Origin of the sequence: Salinicoccus carnicancri Crm (assembly GCF_000330705.1) — a bacterium.
Classification (GTDB): Bacteria; Bacillota; Bacilli; order Staphylococcales; family Salinicoccaceae; genus Salinicoccus; species Salinicoccus carnicancri.
Window position 1 is genome coordinate 459,904 of record NZ_ANAM01000006.1, and the last position, 26,274, is coordinate 486,177.

Sequence of the window (26,274 nt, forward strand, 5' to 3'; positions counted from 1 at the left end):
GATTGTCATACCTGGGCGTTGATTTTATCATCGCAGTATTCCAGGGCTTTACTTGCGGATCCGGCCAGCACCGGATCGCTATTTTGAATTGCCAGTGATCGGGCGTCATCAAAAGCTGCTCTCGCCCAGTTGTAATGCCGCATTTCCATATAGCATTTCCCGCGCTGATATTCCAGAGCTCCTGTGTATCGGTCATAACCATGCCTGTTGATGATGGTCTCAGCTTTTTCGAAGCACAACAGTGCCTTTTTGTATTCATTGGCATATATATAGCTTACAGCGAGGTTTATGAAGGATTTCACCTGCCTGCGTTCATTATCTGACAGCAGACGCAGGTTCTCTGAATGATAATGGATGGACTCATCCGGCTTGTTTATTATTCTGTAAAGGTTACCCAATGAATTGGTTGCGAACAGTTTCTCCTCTACTGACAGCTGATCCTGCTCCATCTGTTCCTCGAGATTGAATATGATATCCAGTACTTTTTCATCATCGTATACCTGTTCCCGCAGATTCTGACCCGGGTCATAATAAGTATGCTGAAATACATCATCAACTATTTTCTCCATCGAATGATTCATCCATATCATCCCCTCTGTTTTTAATGTGACCCTCCATGACTGTTAACTTTTTACACGTATAGCATACCACTAACTCAATAATGGGGAAAGCGGTAACAATATGCAGCTGGGTCTGGATGTTTGAAACATACGCATTAGGTAAATAGACCAGTAATGATAATGCACATTATGAGGGAGGAAGCGACTTGAATATCAAAAAAGGTGATAATAAATTCTTCATCGGCGAAGACGAGCTCAACCCGGAAGGTGAACTTATTTTTGATACTGATGATAAAGGGGACTATGTCATCAAACACACGGAAGTGAAAGACGGCCTGAGTGGACAGGGAGCGGGAAAAAGACTTGTGGATACGATGGTCGACTTTGCCCGCCAGGAAGATAAGAAGATAAAGGCGGAATGTCCTTTTGCCAGAAGTGTTATGGAAAAAGATGATGATTACAGACAGCTTCTCAAATAACCAGCAATGCCGGGCCTGTCATTACCCGGCATTTTCTCCGTAGTATAAATGGTGTATACTGTCAGGGTATGCGAAAGGATGATAATATTGGCGAAAAGTGTAGTATTGGCTGAAAAACCTTCGGTCGCACGTGATATTGCAGGCGTGCTGAAGTGTCATAAAAAAGGGAATGGATACCTTGAAGGGGATAAGTACATAGTGACATGGGCACTCGGCCATCTGGTAACACTGGCAGACCCGGAAAGCTACGATAAAAAGTATAAACAGTGGAAACTTGAAGATCTGCCCATGCTCCCGGAACCATTGAAGCTGACGGTCATCAAAAAATCAGGTAAGCAGTTCAATGCAGTAAAATCACAGCTCATCCGCAAAGATGTAGACAGAATCATCGTCGCCACCGATGCGGGCAGGGAAGGCGAATTGGTTGCAAGATGGATTGTCGATAAGGCGAAAGTCCATAAACCGATTGAACGACTGTGGATTTCTTCCGTTACGGATAAGGCCATTAAAGAAGGTTTCGAACGACTGAAGCCGGGCAGGGATTATGAGAACCTGTACAAGGCGGCAGTCGCCCGCTCAGAAGCAGACTGGTATATCGGGCTCAACGCTTCAAGGGCATTGACTACAAAGTTCAATGCCCAGCTCAATTGCGGACGTGTCCAGACACCGACACTTGCAATGATTGAACAGCGGGAAAATGAAATCAGAAACTTTAAAGCAAAGACCTATTACGGCATGGAAGCCTCCACCGGCTCAATCAGGTTCACATGGCAGGACGAGAAGGGCGCCAGCCGCAGTTTTGACGGTGAGAACATCGACTCCATCATCCGAAAAATAGGCAATGAACACATGCAGGTGACGGATGTAATGAAGAAAACGAAGCGGACCCATGCCCCGTTACTGTATGACCTGACGGAACTGCAGCGGGATGCAAACAGACAGTTCGGCCTTTCTGCCAAAGAAACACTGAATGTGATGCAGAGTCTCTATGAAAGGCACAAAGTGGTGACGTATCCAAGGACGGACTCCAGATACCTGTCCAGTGATATCGTCTCCACCATACCCGAACGGCTCAAGGCTTGCGGCATAGGCGAGTACAGAAGTGCGGCGACGAAAATCCTGAGAAATAAGATCCAGGCTAACAATTCATTTGTCGATGATAAAAAGGTCAGTGACCACCATGCCATAATCCCGACGGAAAATCACGTCCATCCTTCGGACTTCAGTGAACGGGAGAGGAGGATCTATGACCTTATCGTCAAAAGGTTCCTTGCCGTCCTTCTGCCTGCACATGAATATGAACAGCTGACAGTTACTGCGGCGATGGGTGCGGAATCATTTACAGCGCGCGGCAAAACAGTCAGGAAAAATGGCTGGAAGGAAGTTTATGCAAACAAGTATGATGATGGTGAAGAGAATGAAGTACCGGATCAGCGCCTGCCGGATTTAAATCACGGTGATAAGCTTGAAGTGCGGAATGTCACACGGACTTCCGGGCAGACGAAACCGCCTGCAAGGTTCACAGAGGCGACGCTTCTGTCAGCGATGGAGAACCCGGCAAAATATATGGAAGTCCATGACCGCAAACTCAAGGAGACGCTCCAGTCGACGGGCGGCCTCGGCACCGTGGCGACACGTGCAGATATCATAGACAAACTTTTCAATTCATTCATGGTGGAACGCCGGGGACAGCAGATCAGCATCACTTCCAAAGGCAGGCAGCTTCTGGAACTGGTGCCTGAGGCCCTGAAGTCCCCTGCTACAACCGCGATATGGGAGCAGAAACTCGAGGATATTGCCCGGGGCAATCTGGGGAAAGATGTTTTCATCGAAGAGATGAAAACACATACGAAAAAAATCACTGCGGAAATTAAAAACAGCGAAAAAAAATATAAACATGACAACATTTCTGGTAAAACATGCCCGGACTGCGGAAAACCGCTTCTCGAAGTGAACGGAAAGCGGGGCAAAATGCTTGTGTGCCAGGACCGGGAATGCGGGCACCGCAAAAATGTAGCGAAGACGACAAATGCAAGATGTCCGAAGTGTAAAAAGAAAATGACTCTGAGCGGCGAAGGGGACGGCCAGATATTCACATGCAGATGCGGCTACCGGGAAAAGCTTTCAGCATTTGAAGCCCGCCGCAAAAAAGAGGGCAGAGGCAAAGTGGATAAACGAACGGTCAATAAATATCTTAAAGATCAGGAAGAAGAGGAACCAATCAATAATGCCCTCGCAGAACAGCTCAAAGCCCTGAATCTGGATAAATAGGTGCAATACTGAAGGAGCAGATGGTATGAGTATTGTATTCATGGTCATATTCATGGTCCTTATGTTTCCAATCATTATGACAGCATTCATCTACCTGGCCCGAGACAGGAAAGAATTCAGCAGGATCATACTGTATATTTGGACAACCGCTATATTCATAGCCGGATTGTATGTGTTATACTTCCTATTTACAAAACTTTTATAGTAGACAAAGTAGACGCTTATTTTAAGGAGAGAAAACTTTGGTTAAATGCAAAAACTGTGAACATGTGTGGCCGGTGAATGCCATTTTGAAAAGATACATTACACTCGAGATTGGAATGGACTGCCCGCACTGCAGCAAGACACAATACTTGTCTAAAGATTACAGGCAGAGAAGCATGCTGGCGACACTCGTCATTCCGCTTCTTTTGCTGATACCTGCATTCTTCGACTTTTCATTCCCGATAATTGCCGTGATTTTTTCTGCAGCATTCATTGCTTTGACATTCATACACCTCTTCACACTGGAGCTCGCGTGCGAGGAGGAGACATGGAGAAACAGCCACTATGGGTAAGGCGAAGCGCAATATAATAATACTCGCAGTGATACTGTTTCTCTATCTCATTCTTTCCAATCTGGTCATTGATACGGCCTGGTGGGCGCAGCTGATCGTAGTACTGCTCGGGCTGTCTGCAGTAATGCAGAATTACCGGACGCTGCCTAAAGCTGAGATACAGAAGAGGAAGGAAGAGATTGACAGTAACAGAGAATAGTTCCTAAACCATCCTGCCCGGATGGTTTATTTATTTTGAAAAGGGATTTTTAGGGTAAACTATGACTGGACAGTAACATTGATGAGAGGTGCAGACTTATGGATATGGAGGAACTCTACGAAACAGCGAAGGCCCGACTTTATACCGTCAGAACATCGCGGAACGGCAAGATGGGTCATGTGGCTGCGGCTCTGGTTACAGACAGGGGGAATATATACACGGGTGTAGCCCTCGATCTGCCGTCGTCAATCGGGTTTTGTGCGGAACATTCAGCAATCGCTTCCATGGTGACAGACGGGGAATATAAAATTGATAAGATCATAGCTGTCTATGAAACCGGCGAAGTATTACCGCCATGTGGACGGTGCAGGGAACTGATCAACCAGGTGGGAGAGGATAATTATCATTGTGAGATAGGCCTGCCCCATAACCGGACAGTAGAACTGAATGAACTGCTGCCCGAGCGCTGGGATACAAAATATTTCATCTAGCTGATATAGTACTATTACAGGAGATACAGAAAGGGAGATTATCATGGCAGACAATTTCAAAAACATCAATACGGTGGCACAGGGAAATACCAAAAGACTGCAGAAAACGATTCCGGAGACGATGAAAAGCTTCAAGACTCTGCAGGACTCAGCATACAGGGCAGGAGCACTGGATGAAAAGACGAAAGAATTTGCTGCTTTGACATATGCCATTGCAGATAAATGTGAAGGGTGTATCGGCAATCACGTCAACAAGCTCATCAAGCTTGGCGCTTCACGTGAAGAGATAGCAGAAATTGCCGGCGTCGCCATCGTCATGGGCGGCGGCCCCGGCAGTGTCTACGGAGGAAAAGCGCTGCAGGCGTTTGATGAATCCAGAGACTCATGAGAGAAACACGGGTTCCGTAATTTTGGAATCCGTGTTTCTTGCATCTGCATGTTCTCTGTCATCCCCGTGCTTCAATGCCATATAAAATATCCTTCATAAGTATTATGGCATCATTCATTACTGTAATTCCTTATCCTGTCCCCATAAAACCTTCCAATCCGTTTATGCTCGAGATGAAAATGGGTAGAGATATCATGTAATGACAGAAAGGAGTTTTATACATGGGAAAATTAGACGGGATGACTGCACTCGTAATTGGCGGTACTTCCGGTATAGGAGAGGCAGTTGCAAAAGCATTTGCTCTTGAAGATGCGAAAGTGGCAGTAGCCGGCAGGGATGAAACGGATGGTGCGCACATCGTGGATGAGATAAAAGAAGAAGGCGGTGAAGCCATCTTCCTACAGCTGGACACGACGAAATTGGAAGATGTTAGAAATGGTGCCGCCCGCATGATCGAAAGGTTCGGTACAATCGATATCCTCTATAATGGGGCAGGTATACATGACGGATATAAAAATGTCATCGAGATGGATGAGGAACTATATGATAAATTGATGGAAGTGAACGTCAAAGGCGCCTTTCTTTCCGTGAGGGAAGTCCTGCCTGTCATGCTTGATAAAGGCAGGGGAACTATCATCAATATCGGTTCGCAGTCAACATTCGTAGCCGGTGCCGGAGGTGCAGCTTATGTCACAAGCAAGCATGCAATTGAAGGCTTTACCAAACAGCTGGCATATGATTTTGGTGGAAAAGGCATTAAAGCCAACCTGATTGCACCCGGTTTTATAACCACTCCGATGGTTGAAGGTGTCGAAGATGAACGTCTCAATGATATTCCTGCAGGAAGGGCGGGCCAGCCGGAGGAAATCGCTGCAGTCGCTGTATTTTTAGCTTCTGATGACTCTGCTTATGTGCAGGGTGCTTCCATAAAGGCAGACGGAGGATGGACTGTGGGAAGATGAGTGGAAATATCAAAAAGGGGGAATGATATGGAAACGATCAAGACAGAACATGGCGTTGTCATTGAATATCCGGCCGGATGCGGCAATGCACCGAGGAAATATTTTCTCGTCGAAGCCGTTGCAGCCGTGCTTGAGGAGGATGCCCCATTTCTGGAGGGAGCTGTGACGAAGGAAGTGCAATTGCCCGGGATTCCCGACGATATTGAGAAGATAACTATGAACAGTATCATTACCCACGGCAAGGATGCAGCAATGGAATGCACGCTTCATTTCCAGGGCAGGGACTTTCTTGAAGTGGGCGTTTTCGTCACTTTCAAGAGTGCGGGAAAGAATGTGATACAGCGTGTAAATATTTTTCAGAAAGCATCTGGCTGATGGCATCCATCAACTTTTTCATTGTAGTAATTCATTGCAGAGGCTGGTGCTTAGTGGTAAATTTAGATTGAAAGAGACTAACAAAAAGGGGTTTACGAATGCCTAATATCATTAGTATAGACAGCCTTGATGAGGCACAGGCACTGATTGGTGCCAATGATCAGCATATTACCTACCTGGAGGAGGAGTTCGGTGTCACCATCCATACGCTCGGCAATGAGATCACTGTAAGTGGTGGAGATGATGCGAACGTTGAACTTGCAGAGGATGTGCTGATCAATCTTCTGAAAATCATCCAGCGGGGCATGACGGTCAACCTCCGTGACGTACAGTCTGCTGCGATGATGGCAAGGAAGGGTACAATCGAGTACCTTGCCGATCTCTATAATGAGGAAATTGCACGGGATATAAAAGGTAAAGGCATCCGGGCAAAAACAACAGGGCAAAGGCTCTATATTGAAAATATTAAAAAGAATGATCTGACTTTCGGTATTGGTCCGGCCGGTACGGGAAAGACTTTCCTGGCAGTGGTATTTGCATGTCAGATGCTGCGTGAAAATGATGTAAAACGCATTGTACTGACTCGGCCGGCTGTAGAAGCGGGTGAGAATCTCGGTTTCCTGCCGGGCGATCTGAAGGAGAAGGTCGATCCATATCTGCGTCCGCTCTACGACGGTCTCCATACAGTTCTCGGTGTTGAACAGACCGACCGTCTGATCGAGCGGGGTGTGATAGAGGTTGCGCCTCTTGCCTATATGCGGGGGCGGACACTGAACGAGGCGTTCGTCATACTGGACGAAGCCCAGAATACGACGGAAATGCAGATGAAAATGTTCCTGACCCGTCTTGGCTTTGGCTCAAAGATGGTCGTGACAGGTGATGAAACTCAGATCGACCTGCCGGGGGCGACCAAGAGCGGACTCGTGGAATCTGTAAAATTGCTCAGCAGTGTCAAAGGCATAGCAGTCAACAAAATGGATGAATCCGACGTCGTGCGCCATCCACTTGTGTCAAAAATTATCAAAGCTTACGAGAAGGAGCAGTAATATGGTTACAGTAGATTTCATAGATGATGAAAATCATACATCGGCCGCACAGCAGGAAGAGATCCGTAAACTTCTCAGCTTTGCCTACAGTCATCTGAAACAGGAAGAGGATGCTGAAGTCAGCATCTCGTTTGTAGATGAAGTTGAGATAAAGGAAATCAACAGCAATTACAGGGATAAGGACCAGGTGACTGATGTCATAAGTTTCGCGCTTGAGGACGAGGAAGACAATCTGATCCATGAAGATGCACTGCGCACCCTGGGGGACATCATCGTCTGCACGAAGCGGGCGGGGGAGCAGGCAGAGGATTACGGCCATTCATACAGACGCGAGCTTTTATTCCTCTCCCTGCACGGATTTCTCCATCTGCTCGGCTATGATCATATGGAAGATGATGATGAACGTGAAATGAATGCTCTGCAAAATGAAATTTTAGATGCATTCGGTGTGTCCAGAGAGGTATAATATGGTAAACCGGTTATTCAGACGTTTCAAATTTGCCTTCATGGGGCTTAAAACCATGCTGAAGAAAGATATGCATGTCCTCTCGCACATGGTTGTCACAGTCCTGGTAATTTTGCTTGGGCTGTTTTTTAGCCTTGAAAAGGTTGAGTGGCTCATCATCATCAGTGCAATATTCGCAGTGCTTGTCACCGAAGTGATGAACACGGGTGTCGAATACACAGTCGATCTTGTGACCGGGGATTATCATGAATATGCGAAAGCGGCAAAGGATGTATCCGCTGCAGCCGTACTGCTGTCATGCATTTATGCAGTGGTTGTCGGTCTGATTATTTTCATCCCTTATATATTTTAGATGGAGAATGGAGAGAAATGATATGAATGATGGTATTTTCAAGGAGGAATGGATCAAAGAGGTGCAGGAGGCCCAGTCCCGGGCATATACCCCCTATTCCAGATTCAATGTAGGTGCACTCCTGATTACGGAGGATGATGAATACATTTATGGCGCGAATATTGAGAATGCAGCCTACCCGGCAACAATCTGCGCGGAGAGGAGTGCACTCGTCAGCGCCTATTCGAACAATACTACAAGATTCAAGGCCATTGTCATCGTCACCGATGCGAACGAACCGGCGAGTCCGTGCGGTGTCTGCAGACAGGTCATGAAAGAACTGTGCCATGATGAAATGCCGGTATATATGACAAACAGGTCAGGTGATGTCATCAGACGGACTGTGGATGAACTGCTTCCGCTTGGCTTTTCAGGAAAGGATTTTGAATGATGGATGAAAAAGAATTCAGGTCGGGGTTTGTAAGTATCATCGGACGGCCCAACGTAGGAAAATCAACGTTCATGAACAAGGTGCTCGGACAGAAGATTGCCATCATGTCCGACAAGCCTCAGACTACAAGAAATAAAATACAGGGGGTCTACACTACTGACGATTCCCAGATGATTTTCATCGATACGCCGGGAATCCATAAACCAAAGCACCAGCTCGGGGAACACATGATGAAAGTTGCGAGGAACACTCTCCGTGAAACCGAAGTGATCCTGTTTCTCGTAAATGTTTCAGAGGAGCTCGGACGTGGTGACGAATTCATCATCGACATGCTTCAAAATACGAGAACACCAATCGTACTCGTGATGAACAAAATTGACCTTGTTCATCCGGATAAGCTGATCCAGCAGATCGAGGTGTATAAGGATAAGCTTGAATTCAATGATATCGTGCCGATTTCAGCGCTGCAGGGCAATAATATTGAAAAACTGCTTGAAGTGATTGAGGGATATCTCCCGGATGGCCCGATGTATTATCCGGCGGACAGGATCACGGATCATCCTGAACACTTCATCGTAAGCGAACTTATCCGCGAGAAAGCACTCCATCTGACAAGCCAGGAAATCCCGCATGCCATCGGTGTCGAAATCGACAGGATGAAAGCTGATGAAAGAGGGACGGTCCATGTCGGCGCAACGATTTATGTGGAAAGGAACTCACAAAAAGGCATGGTCATCGGTAAAAACGGTAAAATGCTGAAGGAAATTGGTAAGCTCGCACGGGCTGATATAGAAAATCTCCTGGGCAGTAAAGTATTCCTGGAAGTCTGGGTCAAAGTGCAAAAAGACTGGCGCAACAAAACACAGTTCATCCGTTCACTTGGCTATAAAGACGAGGAGTATTAGATAAATCAATGATATACCAGCAAAAAGGTGTGATGATCCGGCAGACGAACTACAGTGAATCGAGCCGGATCATCACTATATTGACAGAGGAAGGCAGACAGGTCCCATTGATGGTGCGTGGTTTCAATAAAACCAACAGTCCCTTCATCGTACTGCGCCAGGGGATCAAGGAATTCCTCTTTACGTACAGCAGGTTCAGAGGAATGGGGACGTTGAACGAAGTGGATGAAGTCCTAAGCTTCAAAAAAGTGAATGGTGATTTTGATATTTACAGCCATGCTTCATACGTCCTTGAACTCATCATCAGGGCACTCGAGGAAGATGTCCTCCAGGAGAGCTTCTACCGGCTGCTCATCAAATCGCTTACTCTTTTGGAGGAAGGCAGCCAGCCGGCCGGAGTTGTCGCCTTTTGTGCAATCAAGATGCTGCCGTATTACGGTGGAGAGATGAATGTCACAGAGTGTGCGATATGCGGTTCAAGGGACTATAGTGAATTCCACAATTATTCCTTCAAGTATCACAGTGTAATCTGTGCAGGATGCATGGATGATGAAGCAGGGGAACGGTCTGTACCCATCAGCAGCCGTGTCCTTTATCTGGCCGGTTTTCTGAAACATGTCGCTGTCGGCAATGTTGATTCCATAAGCATCACCGAAGAGAATGCAGGAAAGCTGCTGAAATTTGCAGAGCTGATTTACGACGAGTATACAGGGGTCTATTTCAAGTCGAGAAGATTGCTGCAGTCATACTAAAAGCGTGGTGCCTCAGGCACCACGCTTTTTATAGTCACATCAGTAATTCATTTTGTCTTTGAGGAAACTGTTTACTTCATCGATGTCGATGCGTGTCTGTTCCATTGTGTCACGGTCACGTACCGTCACTTTGTTGTCTTCGAGTGAATCAAAATCGAAAGTGATGCAGTATGGTGTTCCGATTTCGTCCTGTCTTCTGTAACGCTTGCCGATGGATTGTGATTCATCGAATTCAACGTTGAAGTCACCAGCGATTTTCTCATAGACTTTAATCGCATCTCCGCTAAGTTTTTTGGAAAGCGGCAGTACAGCTGCTTTGAACGGTGCAATCTGCGGATGGAAGCGCAGTACGGTTCTGGATTCTCCGCCCTCAAGCATTTCTTCTTCATATGCATCACACAGGAAGGCGAGAGTTACACGGTCGAGTCCGAGTGACGGCTCAATGCAGTATGGGATGTACTTTTCACCGGTTTCCTGATCGTGATACCTGAAGTCTTCCCCGGAGTGCTCCATATGCTGGCGCAAATCGTAGTCTGTACGGCTTGCGATGCCCCATAGTTCGCCCCAGCCGAATGGGAATTTATATTCGATGTCCGTAGTCGCGTTTGAGTAGTGGCTGAGTTCTTCATCATCATGATCGCGAAGTCTTGTGTTCTCGGTTTTCATGTTCAGATCGGCAAGCCATTTCTCTGCGAAATCCTTCCAGTAGTTCTGCCATTCGATTTCAGTACCCGGTTTACAGAAGAACTCCAGTTCCATCTGGTCGAATTCACGGGTTCTGAAAGTGAAGTTACCCGGTGTGATCTCGTTACGGAAAGATTTACCCACCTGACCGATGCCGAAAGGAAGCTTCTTGCGCATTGTACGCTGTGCATTCTTATAATTGACGAAAATGCCCTGTGCCGTTTCAGGACGCAGGAACAACTCATTTGTAGATGACTCCGTGACCCCCTGGAATGTCTTGAACATCAGGTTGAACTGGCGGATGTCCGTATAATTGTGCGCACCACAGTTCGGGCATCTGATATCGCGCTCGTCGATGATGCGTTTCATTTCATCGAAGCTCAGTCCGTCCGCTACAAAAGTATCGTCCTCTTTCTGCATCACATCCTCGATGATCTTATCAGCCCGGTGACGTGACTTACACTCCTTGCAGTCGATCATTGGATCGTTGAAGTTGCCAAGGTGGCCGGATGCCTCCCACGTTTTGGGGTTCATGAGGATTGCGGCATCAAGTCCCACGTTGTATGGCGACTCCTGGATGAATTTTTTCCACCATGCCTGTTTGACGTTGTTTTTCAGTTCCACACCAAGCGGACCGTAGTCCCAGGTGTTTGCAAGACCACCATAGATTTCACTTCCAGGGAACACAAAACCCCTGGTCTTCGCTAAGTTTACAATTGTATCCATTTCCATGTGAATCGGCTCCTTTTGATTTTTGGATGGGAGGGCAGATGGAGAAAACACAAAAAGTCCCCGGACAACAATAGTCGATTGTCATCCGGGGACGAGCTAAGCCCGCGGTTCCACCCCAATTAGTGTATACACTCCGCTTTTATATATCGTTTGTTTCCATCATCTATGCCATTTAATGTGTTAAGCTCACACCATCCTTAACTCGCTTCAATACTATTATAGCCGGAGATGGATTGTTCTGCAAACATTTGCTTATATTTCTTTATTGCCCTGAATGTATTATAATTAGTGTGTTGGGAGTGATGGCATGGAATTGAACGATAGACAGGAAAAAATACTTAAAATTGTGAAGCAGCACGGACCGATCACCGGGAGTAAAATTGCAGAGCAGCTGTCTCTGACTAGAGCCACACTGCGCCCCGACCTGGCCATTCTCACAATGTCCGGGTATCTGGATGCAAGGCCCAGGGTGGGCTATTTTTATACGGGTAAAGAATCTGAAGAAGTTATGAGCTCCAAGATAAGAAATATCATCGTACGTGACGTCCAGAGTGTCCCCATCCTGATCAAGAAAGATACATCCATTTACGAAGCCATCGTCAAGATGTTCCTGGAAGATGTGGGGACGCTGTATGCAATTGATGAGGAGAATGGATTGGCAGGCGTGATTTCCCGAAAAGACTTGCTCAGGGGAACGATGGGCGGCAATGATATAGAAAAAACACCGGTCAGTGTCATCATGACCCGTAAACCGAGCATAACCATATGCTACCCAAATGACCTGTTGATATATGCGGCGAACCAGCTTATTGAAAAGCAGATCGATTCCCTGCCTGTGGTGGAAAACCAGGACGGGGTGGAGCGCGTCATAGGACGGATAACCAAAACGAATATTGCACGTGTATTTGTCAATCTCATGGAATAAGGAAGTGTTCGAATGACTAAATTGAAAGTGATCATAGCATCAGATTCCGTCGGTGAAACAGGGGAACTGGTTGCAAAGGCCTGCCTGTCACAGTTCAACATTGATGAATCAGGCGAAGTGCTGATCAGATATCCTTATATAGAAACCGAGGAGCATGTGGATGATGTCGTCGATCTTGCGAAAAGTAAGAATGCGATTGTCGTTTTCACAATCATCACCCCGGAACTCCGCCGGTATATACAGCAGGAGTTGAAGAGGGAAGAGGTCCCTTCCGTAGACATCATGGGGCCTTTGATGAGCGTTCTGGAAGGCAAGACGGAAGAACAGCCCTATTATGAACCGGGGCGTGTCCATAAGCTCGATGAAGACTACTTCAAGAAAATCGAAGCAATAGAATTCGCCGTAAAATATGATGACGGCAAAGATGCTGGCGGTCTGGGCAAGGCGGATATCGTCCTCATCGGCGTATCCAGGACTTCCAAAACACCGCTGTCGCAGTTCCTGGCGCTGAAAAAGTATAAGGTGATGAATGTACCGCTGGTGCCGGAAGTCGTACCACCGAAAGAACTATACGGTGTCGATCCGAAAAAATGTGTGGGTCTCAAGATCAATCCGCAGACCTTGAACAAGATCAGGAAAGAGCGTCTCACCCAACTTGGGCTTAAGGATACGGCCAGCTATGCCAATGACAGGAGAATCCAGGAAGAACTCGATTATTTCAATGAAATCATATCGAAAATCGGCTGTCCTGTAATCGATGTATCCGAGATGGCAATCGAGGAGACGGCGAATGAGATCATGAAATATGTCGACGGCCGAATAGATGTTAAAGGATGATGAGACTTGAGGATCTCTGAAGAGACGGTAGAAAAAGTGAAAAGAGGGACCGACATTACTGAACTGGTTTCCAGTTATATAAAACTGGAGAAACGCGGACGGAATTATGTCGGTCTCTGTCCGTTCCATGACGAAAAGACACCGTCGTTTTCAGTCAGCCCGGACAAGCAGATATGCCACTGTTTCGGATGTAAAAAAGGCGGCAATGTCTTCCAGTTCTATATGGAAATTGAGAATAAGTCCTTTGCCGAAGCCGTGAGGAAGCTCGGGAAACCGCTTGGCATAGAAATAGAAGCCGGGGAGACTCAGGAACCCGACAGTGACATGCAGCTTATTCGCATGCACGAATATCTCACGGATTTGTATCATCATATACTCATGCATACAAACGAAGGGCAGCAGGCATTGGATTATCTGACCGGCCGCGGTTTCTCAGCCGACATCATACGCAAAGAGAAGATAGGCATTGCCCCGGACATGCGCGACTTCACAAAGAATGCCCTCTCTGAAAAAGGATATTCCATGGAACTTGCCTATCAGGCGGGACTGATTTCACGTAATGAAGAGAACTTCTCATATTATGACAGATTCAGTGGCAGGATCATGATACCGATCCGCAACCATCATGGGTATATCGTTGGCTATACTGCCCGCAGCCTTGACGGCAGGGAGCCGAAATACCTCAACACACCTGAGACGCCGATATTCCAAAAACGGCAGCTTCTGTATAATCTGAGTGATGCGCGCAAGGATATACGGAAACAGGATGAAGTCATACTGATGGAAGGCCATCTGGATGTTGTCAAGGTAAAGATGACAAATGTCCGGAATATTATCGGTCTGATGGGAACCGCACTCAGCGAGGAAAACATCCGTACACTGAACCGCCTCGCATCGAACATCACGTTCATGTTCGACGGCGATGAAGCGGGACAGAATGCCCAGATTTCACTCGGTGAGCAACTGCTGAAGTCGGGTGCCAATGTATATGTGATCTCCATACCAAAAGGCCAGGATCCGGATGAGTTCATCGAAAAGCGGGGGGCAGACGTGTTCGAAGCCCTTGTGAAAAATGAGAGGAAACACTATATTCACTTCAAAGCTGATCAGCTTCTCGAGGAAAGCCTTAACAATGATATGGCATTTTCCAACAACCTGAACGTACTGGCCGACCATCTGAAATTTGTCAAAGATGAAGTGACACGCGAAAAGCTGCTGCAGCATATATCCGATATTTACAAAATCGATAAAAGATCCATTGAAAGCAAAGTGCCTGCAGCATCCGGCACCACATCTGCCCGGACAGCTCCTGCCGGAAGACAGCTCCCGCTCCGGGAGCGTAAGGAGAGGTACTTTCTTCGTGCCATGGTGGAAGACAGGGAATTGTTCAGGGAATTTCAGAATGATATTGATGAAGAAGTATTAACCACTCCTGATTATTATGTTATATTTAAAGGGTTGTGCGCATATTTTGACAAGCAGGATTCATTTGATATATCATCATTTAGCCAATATATTGATGGAAGACTGTTCAGCACTGTCGTTGAGCTGGATAATATTCTCATCCATGAGGACGTCACAAGGGAAGAAATCAATGATTATCTCAAAGACCTAAGTGGTATTAGGAATAGTGAGAAAGAAAAACAGTCCCTTTATATACAGCTTCAGGAAGCAGAAAATGACAACGACATAGAACTCCAGGCAAGGTTGGCTCAAAAGCTGAACGACCTGAACATGCGTTACAAAAGGTGAGTGCAAAGTCTTATTAGGAGGGCTTTTAATGGCAGAGAAGAAAGAACAAACTACTGAAACCAAAGATGTCGAACTGTTTACTTCCGTAGAGCAGGTCAAGAATTTTTTACTGGAAAGAGGTAAGACCCAGGGACATCTTTCCCATGAAGAAATTGCTGATAAACTGTCGAGCTTTGAACTTGATGCGGATGCAATGGATGAATTTTTTGACGAATTGAACGAAAATGACATACAGCTTATAAATGAAAAAGATGCTTCGGATACGGATGAAAAGCTCAACCTCCATGATATGAGTGCCCCTCCCGGTGTCAAGATCAATGACCCGGTACGTATGTACCTTAAGGAAATAGGCAGAGTCGATCTGCTCAGTGCGCAGGAGGAAATTGAACTTGCCAAGAAAATTGAAGAAGGGGACGAAGTTGCCAAAAGCCGTCTGGCGGAAGCAAATCTCCGTCTTGTGGTAAGTATCGCCAAACGCTACGTCGGCCGTGGCATGCTCTTCCTCGACTTGATCCAGGAGGGTAATATGGGTCTGATCAAAGCAGTTGAGAAATTTGACTTCTCCAAAGGCTTCAAGTTCTCGACTTATGCCACTTGGTGGATCAGACAGGCGATAACAAGGGCCATCGCCGACCAGGCAAGGACAATCCGTATTCCGGTGCACATGGTTGAAACGATCAATAAACTGATCAGGGTGCAGCGCCAGCTGCTGCAGGATCTCGGGCGTGAACCAACACCGGAAGAGATTGGTGAAGAAATGGACCTGCCAGCTGAAAAGGTCAGGGAAATCCTCAAGATTGCCCAGGAGCCTGTATCCCTCGAAACACCGATCGGTGAAGAGGATGACAGCCATCTCGGCGATTTCATAGAGGACCAGGAAGCGCAGAGCCCATCCGATCATGCAGCATATGAACTTCTGAAGGAACAGCTTGAAGATGTGCTGGATACACTGACTGACAGGGAAGAGAATGTACTGCGCCTGAGATTCGGTCTCGACGACGGCAGAACACGTACCCTGGAGGAAGTGGGTAAAGTTTTCGGTGTTACGCGTGAGCGGATCAGACAGATTGAGGCCAAAGCACTGAGAAAACTGAGACACCCAAGCAGAAGTAAGAGACTCAAGGATTTCATGGATTGATCTTTCGCTGATGAGTGTAATTTTTAATGAAAAAATCTTTTGACTTTATAGTGTTTTGATATACAATTAAATATGTGAATACGTATATGGAAAGAGATTAGGGGGGTTATTAAAGATGAATCGAAATCCTGTTATACCTTTTATACTTATCATTTTTCTGGGTATAGGACTCGTTTTTCTCCTGTCATCCCAGGGAGCGACTTCTGATCAAGATGAAGAAGAACAAGCTTCTTCCGAGGAAGGTGGCAGCGAAGAAGGTGGCGAAGAAGGCGCTTCAAGCGGCGACTTCGATGCTGAAGGTTTCGCCCGTGATAACTGTGCTTCCTGTCACGGCCAGGACTTCTCCGGTGGAATGGGCCCTGCACTTGCGGGCACAAGTCTTGCTGAAGAAGAGTTCACCACTGTAGTAAGAGAAGGCCGCGGCCAGATGCCTTCATTCAGCCAGGACCAGATTGCAGATGAAGATCTGACTGCACTTTACGAGTTTATGGCAGGTCAATAACTGACAGGAAAACCTCCGCATTTTGATGTGGAGGTTTTTGTTTTTCATTCACCAAACCCCAATGGAGGCAATTCAAATGCTCGATGACAGACTGAAAAAAGTGGCATCATATATTGAGGGGGATACCCTTGTGGATATCGGCTCGGATCATGCATATCTTCCCATCTATGCAGTAAAGAACAGAATTGTGCAGAAAGCGATATGCGGTGAGATTGTAAAAGGACCGTATGACTCCACGGTTGAAAATATACAGGCTCATGGACTTGCAGACAGGATCGAAGCAAGGTTCGGCTCCGGGCTTAAAATAGTATCAGAGGATGATGATATAGACTCGATTACGATTTGCGGGATGGGGGGGCCTCTGATCGCCGATATATTGAGGACTGGATTCGAAAATGTGAGCGGGATGCCGCGCCTGATACTACAGCCCAACACGTATTCATACCCCGTCCGCAGGACGCTTCAGGAAATAGGATATGAGATAACCGATGAAACGGTGCTCAGACACGGCCGGCATTTCTATGAGATTATCGTTGCCGAGCGCGGTGAGAGTTCCTATGATGAAAAGGCGCTGATGTTCGGGCCGGTGAACCTGACAAAACGTGGGGATGCGTTTATCCGGAAGCAGGAACGGGAACTTGAGCACCAAAAGCGCATACTTGCGAATTTGGAGATTAACTCCGCAAATCAGGACAAGATGAATGAGATACGTAAAATCATAGACTTGTTGGAAGAGGTGTTGTAAAGATGAAGGTTCGGGAACTGTTCAATGTCCTTGACAATATTGCACCATTCAAAGACAGTGAGGACTGGGATAATACCGGGTTGCTGGTTGGAGACATGCAATCTGAGGTGACTGGTGTACTTACGGCACTTGACTGTGGTATGGAGACGGTGGATGAAGCACTTCAAAATGAAACCAATGTCATAGTCGCCCATCATCCGCTGATTTTCCCTAAAATTTCGAGCGTTACAGAAGATGGTACTGGAGCAATTATACGCAGGCTGATCAGAAACGACATCAATCTCATTTCGATGCATACGAATCTGGATCATCAGCCGGGAGGGGTCAGTCATATGATTGCCGCCTGGCTCGGCTTCCATGAGACAGAAGTGCTAATCAGGCATGAAGCATCTTATAGAAAACTGAGAATCAACATCCCTGCGGAAGATCGCGGGCAGCTGAAGGCGGATCTCGCGAAAGCGGGAGTCGGACAGCAGGGGGAGTACACAGAATGTTTCTTCGAATATCCTGTCCAAGGGCAGTTCAGACCGGGCCAGGGGGCGAACCCGCATATCGGCACGGGCGGGGAGCTTGAGCACGTTGATGAGTATATTGTAGAAGCGATATATGAACCTGGCCAAGAAAATCAGGTAATCAAGGCAATGCTTTCCTCCCACCCATACGAAGAGCCTGCATATGACATTCTCTCCATCAGCAAGCCTGGCGTCAAAGGGCTTGGTGTAATATTTGACTACGAAGGTACAATGGAAGACCTTGTGTCATTGATTGAAGAAAAATCAGGGCTGCCCGTGGTCAATACTGTCCATGGGTCTGACATGCCCATTCAAAGGGTCGCTGTCATCGGCGGTTCAGGCATGAGCTACATCAGCTCGGCCTTTGCCCGTGGTGCCGATGTACTCCTGACCGGGGATGTGAAGTATCATGAAGCATTTGATGCAAAGCTTGCAGGCAGAAACGTCATAGATACGGGTCATTACATGGAATATGTGATGGCCGATGGTTTAAAAGAACTGATTGAAGAACATTTGGATATAGGAGTGAAGGCGACAGAAGCTTCTACCAATCCTTTCTCATAAAAAAATGAGCCCTGGAGGCTCATTTTTTTATTCCATGATTTTAACCGGTTTCGGATTCCTGATCTTGGGCAGAATCTTATTTTTAGGGACTGCTGATTTAGGGTCTTCCGAGTTCTCCTGGTCGTATTTTTTGATATACTCGATGACTTCCCGGACAATCGGTGTCGGCGTTGATGCTCCCGCAGTGACCGCGACAGAATCGATGCCTTCAAGCCACTCCGTCCTGAGCTCATCAAGGGAGCTGATGCGGTATGCATTGGTATGTGCAATCTCTTTTGAAACCTGGGCCAGACGATTCGAGTTGTTACTTTTGGGATCTCCGACTACAATCAGCAGTTCAGCTTCCTGTGCCTGTTCTGCCACTGCTTCCTGGCGCACCTGGGTCGCCAGACAGATTTCCTTATGCACTTCAATATGGGGGAATTGATGTTTGAGCTGGTCCATCAGGTGACTGACATCCCACTGACTCATTGTCGTCTGGTTGGTAACGATGAGTTTCCTGCCTGCGATTTCCTCCGGCAGTGCCTTGACGTCGTCGAGAGTCTCTACCAGATGGACGTGTTCCGGGCATACTCCGACAGCGCCCTCCGGTTCCGGGTGGCCTTTTTTACCGATATAGATAACATCGTAGTCATCAGCGGTCTTCTCGCGGATCAGTTCGTGCGTAACCTCAACGTCAGGACATGTGGCATCTATGCATGTCAGACCTTTTTCCTTTGCCCGGGCCTTGACCTGCGGTGACACACCATGAGCTGTGAAGACTACAGTGCCCTCATTGATATTTTCCAGGATTTCCAGACGGTTTGGTCCGTCAAGCGTAATGATACCATCCTCTTCAAAGGCATCTGTCACATGTTTGTTGTGGACAATCATGCCGAGTATATAAATAGGGCGGGGGAGTGACTTGTCCATGGAGGCGTTGCGTGCAATCACCATGGCATCTACCACACCGTAACAATATCCACGCGGGGTAATTTTTATAATATCCATTGAAAGAATTCCTCCTCATATAGCATTATAACTAATATCGGAATGTTTTTAAATCATCTCGGAGTCTGATTCATTGAATAATAGCATCACGGACATATTTCGGTTATAATTGAAGTCGAGTTTATTATAGAAATCAGGTGAAACAATGAGTAATGCTTTTAAAAGGTTCAATTTTGACGATAAAATGCTTGCGGCCATAGACAGGATAAATTTCACTCACCCCACTCTCATCCAGGAGCGGGTAATCCCGAAGATCCTAAAAGGCGGCAATGTCGTCGCCCAGTCCGAGACCGGGAGCGGCAAATCCCATGCATTCCTCCTGCCCCTCATATATAAGGCAGATGAAAGGAAGGATTACCCGCAGACGGTCATACTTGCACCGACACGGGAGCTTGCCAGACAGCTCCATAAAATGACACTTGATCTGCTGAAATCATATCCTGAAATACGTGCTGCCGCATTCATAGGCGGTACGGATATGACAAGAGATGAGCAGAAAGCCGGCAGGACTCCCCATATTGTAATCGGCACCCCTTCAAGAGTCAAAGATCTGATGCAGTCCGGCGCGCTCGATCTGCACCTTGCCGACAGGGTGGTCATCGACGAAGCCGATCTGATGATCGACCTTGGATTCCTGGAAGAGATTGACCAGGTAACCAGGGCACTGGATACGGACGTGCGGCTGCTTGTATTTTCTGCAACGATTCCTGAAGCACTGCGAATCTTCCTAAAGAAGTATATTGGTGAAGTTGAGACGATCATCATTGATACGCCGAAGAACAAAGCTTCGATCCATTACAGCCTCGTACCGGTGCGGGGAGAGGAAAAGCAGAAAAAAGCCCTTGATATCGTTCAGCATATTACGCCATATATCGGGCTCATTTTTGCCAATTCACGGGAGCGTGCCGATGAATTGTTCGATTACCTGAACAGTGCCGGTATCAATGCAGGATTATTCCACGGCGGCCTGAAACCACGCGAGCGCACGAAAGAAATCAAGAAGATCAGGGCACTTGAATATGAATGGGTGGTTGCGAGCGATCTCGCTGCCAGAGGACTCGATATCGATGGTGCCTCCCATGTTATAAACTACGATATTCCAAAAGAGATTGAATTCTTTACACACAGAGTGGGGCGTGTGGGGCGTGGTCAGTACGAGGGGACGGCAATCACACTCTATACACCCGACGAGGAGCATCTCATCAACCTGATTGAAAGTAAAGGCTATACATTCAGCCATGAAGACTTCAAGCGCGGGGAGTTCGTCATCATAAAATCAAGGACCCAGCGGTCTTCCCGGAAGAAAAAAGAGACGGACCTTGAGTCAAAACTCTCACACCGGGTGAAACGTCCGAACAAAGTGAAGCCGGGCTATAAGAAGAAGATGAAAGAGGAAATGAATACCCTGAAGCAAAATGAGCGCAGGAAACATTCAATTAAGAACAGGAAAAAAAGATAAAAAGGATGGTATGAAATGCTTTTAGGTTCACACGTATCAATGAGCGGCAAAAAGATGCTTGAAGCGGCGAGTATATCAGCGGACAGCTATGGTGCTAATACATTCATGATCTATACCGGTGCACCTCAGAATACACGCAGGAAGAAAATTGAAGATCTCAATATTGAAGCCGGCAAAAAGCACATGGAGGAGCACGGCATCTCAAATATCGTCGTACATGCGCCTTATATCATTAATATCGCGAATTCCGAACGCGAAGGTGTATTTGAGCACGGAGTTGAATTTCTCCAGGAGGAAATCGTCCGCACGGAACACCTTGGCGCAAAACAGATCGTTCTGCACCCCGGCAGCCATGTCGGCACAGGGGCCGACCGTGGAATCCAGTCCATCATCGAAGGGCTCAATGAAGTGCTGTCCTCCAAACAGGATGTGCAGATTGCCCTTGAAACGATGGCAGGCAAGGGTTCTGAAGTGGGCAGGACTTTTGAAGAAATTGCGCGCATCATCGATGGTGTTGAAAACAATGACCGTCTGAGTGTATGTTTCGATACATGCCACGTGCACGACGGGGGATACGATATTGTAAATGATTTCGATGGTGTCATTGAAGAATTCGATAAGACAATCGGGATCAGCAGGATCAAAGTGCTCCACATCAACGACTCCAAGAATGAATGTGGTGCACACAAGGACCGCCATGAAAATATCGGTTTCGGACATATCGGTTTTGATGCACTTACCTATGTAATCAATCATCCGGAATTCAAAGATATCCCTAAAATACTTGAGACACCTTTCGTCGGTCCGGATAAGAAGAACAGGAATGCGCCTTACAAACATGAGATAGAAATGATCCGGAATGGTAAATTCATCCCTGAACTGAAAGAGCAGATCAATCCCGATATAAAAGACGCTGTACAATAGAATCATTTTAAGGCTGCACCCGGTGTTGGGGGTGCAGCCTTTTTATTTCGTAATCATTCCTATTTACAAATCGTAATGATTACTGTATTATATTGTAATGACTAAATCCAAAGGAGCAATTGGAATGGAACACCCGATATTCGAGATAAAAAATCTTTCCTATACCTACAAAGATAAAATGGAAACAACACCTGCTCTGAGAGATATCAATCTGAAGATAGACAAAGGTGATTTTGTTGCCCTGGTCGGACCGAACGGGTCGGGGAAAACGACTCTGATCAAACTCATCCTGGGTGTCATCAAACCTCAAAACGGCGAGATACTGATCAATGGCAAGAGTCTGAAGAATTTCGATGCCTGGCAGGAGGTGGGATATGTATCCCAGAAGTCCAACAGTTTTTCAAAAGGCTTCCCCGCCACCGTACGTGAAGTCGTATTGAGCGGACTGACAAAGGAAAAGGGACTGCTCAGGCGTTTCGGTAAGAAAGACAGGAAAAAACTGGACGATGTACTGGAGCTCCTGAATATCAGTGGCCTGAAGGAAAAAAATATTTCGCTGCTCTCAGGCGGACAGACACAGCGTGTCTTCATCGCACGTGCACTGATCAGCGATCCGAGCATACTAGTACTTGATGAGCCGACTGTCGGCATCGATGCCAGACATGTCAAGGAATTTTATGATGTATTGCTCAGACTGAAAGAAAAATCTGTGACCATACTTCTGGTCACCCATGACATCGGTGTCGTCGTCGATCATGCGGATGAAGTGGCATGCCTGAATGAACATCTGCATTTCCATGGTACAAATCAGGAATTCAAAAACCTCGGTGAAGCTGAACTCTCCAAAATATACGGTTTCCCGCTGCAGCTTGTCAGCCATGACCATGAAAGGGAGTGCTGCAGTTGATCCATGCATTGCTGGAATATGACTTCATGAGATTTTCATTCCTGAGCGGACTCATCGTCGGTCTCATTGCACCGCTCATCGGAACATTCATAGTAATCAGAAGGCTGTCGCTCATTGCGGATGCGCTGAGCCATGTCACTCTGGGCGGTATCACTTTTGGTGTCTACATCTCTTCTGTGATGGGGACCACAATCAACCCGCTGATTACCGGTATCATGTTTTCAGTGGCCGGCGCTCTTGGCATAGAGCGTCTAAGGACGGTCTATAAACATTATCAGGAACTGGCTATCCCGATCATCATGAGCCTCGGCATCGCACTCAGCGTACTGTTCCTGTCATTGGCAGACGGCTTCAACCAGGATCTTTTCGGCTACCTTTTTGGCAGCATCAGTGCCGTCAGCATATCCGACTTGATACTGATTGCAGTGATTGGCATCGTTGTCCTTTTATTCATCTATCTTTTCTACAAGGAGATGCTTCTGGTCTCATTCGATGAGGAATATGCGAATGTCATGAACATCAGCCGGTGGATTCACTTCATGTTCATCATCGTCGTGGCCCTGGTCATCAGTGCATCCATGAGGATTGTCGGCATCCTGCTGGTCAGCGCTCTCATGACATTGCCGGTCGCTGCAGCAATGCGGGTAACATCAAGCTTCAGACAGCTCATGATAGTGAGTGTTATATTAGGGGAGGCAGCCGTCATCGCCGGACTATTCCTGAGTTTCTACCTCAATATTTCACCCGGCGGCACAATCGTCCTTGTTTCCATATTGATATTACTGGTCACAATTCTTCTTGACCGTATTGGAGTGAGTAAAAATGACACAGCAACTGGCTCAGTATAAGGAAAAGCTGAGGAAGAACAAGCTGAAGATCACAGATAAACGCATGAGTATGATAGATCTGTTCCTCGCAGAGGACAGGTATTTAAGTGCCAGGGAAGTTCAGGAAAAGATGAATGAAGAATTCCCGGGCATCAGTTATGATACGATATACCGTAATCTCTATACCCTGAATGATATAGAAGTGCTTGAGAAGACAACATTCGACGGGGAAATGCAGTATAAGATTTCATGCACCACACACCATCACCACCATTTCATCTGCAACAGCTGCGGGGATACCAGAATCATCCACTACTGTCCCTTCGATGCCTGGGCGGATGAGTTGAACGATGTGGAAATCACCAACCATAAAGTTGAACTTTACGGACTGTGCAGATCATGCAAATAAAGTCAGGCGGAGTAAACCGCCTGACTTTATTTATATTCGATATAAAAATGCCGCAGGCTAAAACCTGCGGCATCCAATCTATGACTGTGCTGCTTCTTTTGCTTTTCGTTCTTTTTCGAAGTGTTCTTCTGCAAGGATGTCTATCTCTTTCTTCAGTTCATCGACCATCGTCTCCTCAGGGACTTTGCGGACAGTTTTCCCATGCATGAACAGAAGTCCTTCTCCGCGCGCCCCGGCAATTCCAATGTCCGCTTCTCTTGCTTCCCCGGGGCCATTGACTGCACATCCGAGTACTGCAACTTTAAGAGGCGCTTTGATATTGGCAATGTATTCCTCCACCTCATTGGCAATGGCAATGAGGTCGATTTCTATACGGCCGCATGTCGGGCAGGCGATGAGTGTTGCTGCATTGCTTGCCAGACCATAGCTTTTGAGTATTTCTTTTGCCACTTTGACTTCTTCGACAGGATCGGCTGACAGGGATACCCTCATCGTATTGCCGATTCCTTTGGAAATGATGGCTCCGAGTCCTGCAGAACTTTTCACAGTTCCCGCAAACAGTGTGCCGCTTTCTGTAATGCCGAGATGCAGCGGGTAGTCGAATGCCGCTGCCGCTTTTTCGTATGCTTCAATCGCAAGGTTCACATCTGAAGCCTTCATGGAAACAATGATGTCATGGAAGTCGAGTTCTTCCAGGATTTTAATATGATGCAAGGCACTTTCCACCATACCGTCTGCTGTAGGGTAGCCATACTTCTTTATGATATGCTTCTCAAGGCTGCCGGCATTCACCCCGATACGGATCGGAATACCTTTTGCCTTGCATGCTTCAACAACAGCTTCAACTTTTTCACGGCGTCCAATGTTGCCCGGGTTGATACGGATTTTATCTGCGCCGCCTTCAACAGCAAGTAAAGCCAACTTGTAATCAAAATGGATGTCAACAACGAGCGGAATGTTTATGCGTTTTTTAATTTCCGGAATCGCAAGGGCATCTTCCTCTTTCGGGCATGCTACCCGTACGACCTGACATCCTGCTTCTTCCAGCCGGTTGATTTCGGCAACCGTCGCTTCAACATCATGAGTTTTCGTCGTTGTCATGCTCTGAATGATTATCTGATCGGCGCCACCGATAGTAAGGTCACCAACTTTGACCTGCCTGGTTTTAGTGCGGTGTGTAATTTGAGACATAACCAAACTCCTCATAATTTATGATTCTCTGAATCAAATGCTATTATACTAGATTTTCTGTGAAAATGTAAATGTAGCGCACCAAGATTACTTTTTTATCATGGGAATATTCCTATAATAATGGTAGTAGAAAGGCACGGACAGGAAATACAGCCACCAGAGACTTAAGCCTGTGAAAAGTGCGATGAGGACTATTGGAATGAGCATAAGCACTGTGATGAACGAAGATACTTTAAACCAGTTCATGAAACGGGATTTTTTGCGCATGCGTTCAGCTGCAAAATGAAGCGGATAGTTGCCGGCCGACATAAGCAGAACTGCAAAGAACATGATCAGAAGTATATAGAAGACACTGTAGACCATTACATAGAAATAAAGGCTGGATGTCTGTTGATCGATGAATGTTTTCAGATCTTCGTCATTATTGACCTGACCAATGAGAGAGTAGCCGAAGTCCGAATTCTGTACATCTTTTATATAGATGCCGTCTTTCAGGAAACCTAAAAATATATCGTCATCGATCTCTTCTGTGTCTCCCGCTGCAATTTCGCCGGTGAACAGGACTTTCCTGTCCCCGACCGACAGTATGTCGGTTTCCCCCGTATACTCACCATTTACAATTTCGAAATCCGGCACCTCCGATTCGATGTCAACTATGCCGGAAGCTGCCTGGACTGTCTGAAACAGACTGATTATGTTCGGGAGTGACACGAGCAGTGAGATGATGAAAATATTCATGAGGAGCTGTCTGAAGTTCACCATCCTGAACAGCGGGTACTTTTCAAATGTGACAATTCGTTTGAAGTATGTAAAATATTTCATTGATATACATTATCCTTTTTTCACTTGTTTTAATTTTTTCTTCCCCTGCATGTTTTTATCATACAAAGGTCTGAAAAGAATCATGATTGATCAATACATTTGTTATTTTAACATCGAATTG

At 46.6% G+C, this 26,274-nt stretch carries 31 protein-coding genes; 26 read left to right on the top strand and 5 right to left on the bottom strand.

What is annotated here, in order from left to right; translation table 11 throughout:
* Positions 1-5 precede the first annotated feature (5 nt).
* Entirely contained in the window at positions 6-581 is a 576-nt protein-coding gene (locus C792_RS0107310; RefSeq protein ID WP_017548813.1) for a tetratricopeptide repeat protein, read from the bottom strand.
* A 185-nt stretch (positions 582-766) separates the two neighbouring features.
* On the opposite strand from C792_RS0107310, the gene C792_RS0107315 reads away from it, so the two are divergent.
* From C792_RS0107315 to recO, 14 genes are all read left to right on the top strand, one after another.
* Complete coding sequence (locus C792_RS0107315; protein WP_017548814.1) at positions 767-1,039, top strand: GNAT family N-acetyltransferase; 273 nt, start codon at positions 767-769, stop codon at positions 1,037-1,039.
* Positions 1,040-1,126: 87 nt separating this feature from the next.
* Entirely contained in the window at positions 1,127-3,310 is a 2,184-nt protein-coding gene (locus C792_RS0107320; RefSeq protein WP_017548815.1) for a DNA topoisomerase III, read from the top strand.
* 242 nt (positions 3,311-3,552) lie between these two features.
* On the top strand, positions 3,553-3,867 hold the full coding sequence (locus C792_RS0107330) for a TIGR04104 family putative zinc finger protein (protein ID WP_017548817.1): 315 nt from the start codon (positions 3,553-3,555) through the stop codon (positions 3,865-3,867).
* Entirely contained in the window at positions 3,860-4,066 is a 207-nt protein-coding gene (locus C792_RS0107335; RefSeq protein WP_017548818.1) for a hypothetical protein, read from the top strand. The genes C792_RS0107330 and C792_RS0107335 overlap by 8 nt, the downstream gene beginning before the upstream one ends.
* A 98-nt stretch (positions 4,067-4,164) precedes the next feature.
* Positions 4,165-4,557, top strand: coding sequence for a cytidine deaminase family protein (locus tag C792_RS0107340; RefSeq protein ID WP_017548819.1), 393 nt, complete (start codon positions 4,165-4,167; stop codon positions 4,555-4,557).
* Between the two features lie 43 nt (positions 4,558-4,600).
* Positions 4,601-4,945: a carboxymuconolactone decarboxylase family protein gene (locus C792_RS0107345; RefSeq protein WP_017548820.1), complete on the top strand. Its 345-nt coding sequence runs from the start codon at positions 4,601-4,603 to the stop codon at positions 4,943-4,945.
* A 221-nt stretch (positions 4,946-5,166) separates the two neighbouring features.
* Positions 5,167-5,907, top strand: coding sequence for an SDR family NAD(P)-dependent oxidoreductase (locus C792_RS0107355; RefSeq protein ID WP_017548821.1), 741 nt, complete (start codon positions 5,167-5,169; stop codon positions 5,905-5,907).
* Positions 5,908-5,934: 27 nt separating this feature from the next.
* On the top strand, positions 5,935-6,282 hold the full coding sequence (locus C792_RS0107360; protein ID WP_017548822.1) for a hypothetical protein: 348 nt from the start codon (positions 5,935-5,937) through the stop codon (positions 6,280-6,282).
* A 98-nt stretch (positions 6,283-6,380) separates the two neighbouring features.
* Entirely contained in the window at positions 6,381-7,328 is a 948-nt protein-coding gene (locus C792_RS0107365) for a PhoH family protein (protein WP_017548823.1), read from the top strand.
* Position 7,329: 1 nt separating this feature from the next.
* Positions 7,330-7,794, top strand: a complete 465-nt coding sequence (ybeY, locus tag C792_RS0107370; RefSeq protein ID WP_017548824.1) for an rRNA maturation RNase YbeY — start codon at positions 7,330-7,332, stop codon at positions 7,792-7,794.
* A 1-nt stretch (position 7,795) separates the two neighbouring features.
* Positions 7,796-8,146, top strand: coding sequence for a diacylglycerol kinase family protein (locus C792_RS0107375; protein WP_017548825.1), 351 nt, complete (start codon positions 7,796-7,798; stop codon positions 8,144-8,146).
* A 22-nt stretch (positions 8,147-8,168) separates the two neighbouring features.
* Positions 8,169-8,576 carry a cytidine deaminase gene (gene cdd / locus C792_RS0107380; RefSeq protein ID WP_017548826.1) on the top strand — a complete coding sequence of 136 codons (408 nt, stop codon included), beginning with the start codon at positions 8,169-8,171 and terminating at the stop codon, positions 8,574-8,576.
* Positions 8,573-9,481 (top strand): GTPase Era, encoded by a 909-nt coding sequence (gene era / locus C792_RS0107385; protein ID WP_017548827.1) that lies wholly within the window; start codon positions 8,573-8,575, stop codon positions 9,479-9,481. Before cdd ends, era begins: the two co-directional genes overlap by 4 nt.
* An 8-nt stretch (positions 9,482-9,489) precedes the next feature.
* On the top strand, positions 9,490-10,233 hold the full coding sequence (gene recO / locus C792_RS0107390; protein WP_017548828.1) for a DNA repair protein RecO: 744 nt from the start codon (positions 9,490-9,492) through the stop codon (positions 10,231-10,233).
* A gap of 39 nt (positions 10,234-10,272) precedes the next feature.
* Here the strand turns inward: recO and C792_RS0107395 are convergent, their stop codons facing one another.
* Positions 10,273-11,649, bottom strand: a complete 1,377-nt coding sequence (locus C792_RS0107395) for a glycine--tRNA ligase (RefSeq protein ID WP_017548829.1) — start codon at positions 11,647-11,649, stop codon at positions 10,273-10,275.
* A 307-nt stretch (positions 11,650-11,956) separates the two neighbouring features.
* On the opposite strand from C792_RS0107395, the gene ccpN reads away from it, so the two are divergent.
* The 7 genes from ccpN to C792_RS0107430 all read left to right on the top strand — a co-directional run bounded on the left by ccpN (position 11,957) and on the right by C792_RS0107430 (position 18,624).
* Entirely contained in the window at positions 11,957-12,574 is a 618-nt protein-coding gene (gene ccpN / locus C792_RS0107400) for a transcriptional regulator CcpN (protein ID WP_017548830.1), read from the top strand.
* A gap of 12 nt (positions 12,575-12,586) precedes the next feature.
* Positions 12,587-13,411: a pyruvate, water dikinase regulatory protein gene (locus C792_RS0107405; RefSeq protein ID WP_017548831.1), complete on the top strand. Its 825-nt coding sequence runs from the start codon at positions 12,587-12,589 to the stop codon at positions 13,409-13,411.
* A gap of 6 nt (positions 13,412-13,417) precedes the next feature.
* A complete protein-coding gene (gene dnaG, locus C792_RS0107410; protein WP_017548832.1) occupies positions 13,418-15,163 on the top strand; it encodes a DNA primase in 1,746 nt (581 codons plus the stop codon).
* Positions 15,164-15,191: 28 nt separating this feature from the next.
* The gene (gene rpoD, locus C792_RS0107415) at positions 15,192-16,301 is read left to right on the top strand and encodes an RNA polymerase sigma factor RpoD (RefSeq protein WP_017548833.1); all 1,110 of its coding nucleotides are present in this window, start codon (positions 15,192-15,194) and stop codon (positions 16,299-16,301) included.
* A gap of 115 nt (positions 16,302-16,416) precedes the next feature.
* The gene (locus C792_RS0107420) at positions 16,417-16,803 is read left to right on the top strand and encodes a c-type cytochrome (protein WP_017548834.1); all 387 of its coding nucleotides are present in this window, start codon (positions 16,417-16,419) and stop codon (positions 16,801-16,803) included.
* 76 nt (positions 16,804-16,879) lie between these two features.
* On the top strand, positions 16,880-17,548 hold the full coding sequence (locus tag C792_RS0107425) for a tRNA (adenine(22)-N(1))-methyltransferase (RefSeq protein WP_017548835.1): 669 nt from the start codon (positions 16,880-16,882) through the stop codon (positions 17,546-17,548).
* Between the two features lie 2 nt (positions 17,549-17,550).
* Positions 17,551-18,624, top strand: a complete 1,074-nt coding sequence (locus tag C792_RS0107430; protein ID WP_017548836.1) for a Nif3-like dinuclear metal center hexameric protein — start codon at positions 17,551-17,553, stop codon at positions 18,622-18,624.
* Between the two features lie 27 nt (positions 18,625-18,651).
* Here the strand turns inward: C792_RS0107430 and C792_RS0107435 are convergent, their stop codons facing one another.
* Positions 18,652-19,614, bottom strand: a complete 963-nt coding sequence (locus tag C792_RS0107435) for a 4-hydroxy-3-methylbut-2-enyl diphosphate reductase (RefSeq protein WP_017548837.1) — start codon at positions 19,612-19,614, stop codon at positions 18,652-18,654.
* Between the two features lie 145 nt (positions 19,615-19,759).
* On the opposite strand from C792_RS0107435, the gene C792_RS0107440 reads away from it, so the two are divergent.
* The 5 genes from C792_RS0107440 (at position 19,760) to C792_RS0107460 (ending at position 24,140) form a co-directional block, all read left to right on the top strand.
* Complete coding sequence (locus C792_RS0107440) at positions 19,760-21,073, top strand: DEAD/DEAH box helicase (protein WP_017548838.1); 1,314 nt, start codon at positions 19,760-19,762, stop codon at positions 21,071-21,073.
* A gap of 15 nt (positions 21,074-21,088) precedes the next feature.
* Entirely contained in the window at positions 21,089-21,997 is a 909-nt protein-coding gene (locus C792_RS0107445; protein ID WP_017548839.1) for a deoxyribonuclease IV, read from the top strand.
* A 124-nt stretch (positions 21,998-22,121) separates the two neighbouring features.
* A complete protein-coding gene (locus tag C792_RS0107450) occupies positions 22,122-22,904 on the top strand; it encodes a metal ABC transporter ATP-binding protein (protein WP_017548840.1) in 783 nt (260 codons plus the stop codon).
* Positions 22,901-23,752, top strand: coding sequence for a metal ABC transporter permease (locus tag C792_RS0107455; protein WP_017548841.1), 852 nt, complete (start codon positions 22,901-22,903; stop codon positions 23,750-23,752). The genes C792_RS0107450 and C792_RS0107455 overlap by 4 nt, the downstream gene beginning before the upstream one ends.
* Positions 23,727-24,140, top strand: coding sequence for a Fur family transcriptional regulator (locus C792_RS0107460; RefSeq protein WP_017548842.1), 414 nt, complete (start codon positions 23,727-23,729; stop codon positions 24,138-24,140). Before C792_RS0107455 ends, C792_RS0107460 begins: the two co-directional genes overlap by 26 nt.
* A 78-nt stretch (positions 24,141-24,218) precedes the next feature.
* On the opposite strand, the gene ispG is transcribed toward C792_RS0107460, so the two are convergent.
* A complete protein-coding gene (ispG, locus tag C792_RS0107465; protein WP_017548843.1) occupies positions 24,219-25,331 on the bottom strand; it encodes a flavodoxin-dependent (E)-4-hydroxy-3-methylbut-2-enyl-diphosphate synthase in 1,113 nt (370 codons plus the stop codon).
* Between the two features lie 87 nt (positions 25,332-25,418).
* Positions 25,419-26,153, bottom strand: a complete 735-nt coding sequence (locus C792_RS0107470; RefSeq protein ID WP_017548844.1) for a DUF1189 family protein — start codon at positions 26,151-26,153, stop codon at positions 25,419-25,421.
* Positions 26,154-26,274: the final 121 nt, after the last annotated feature.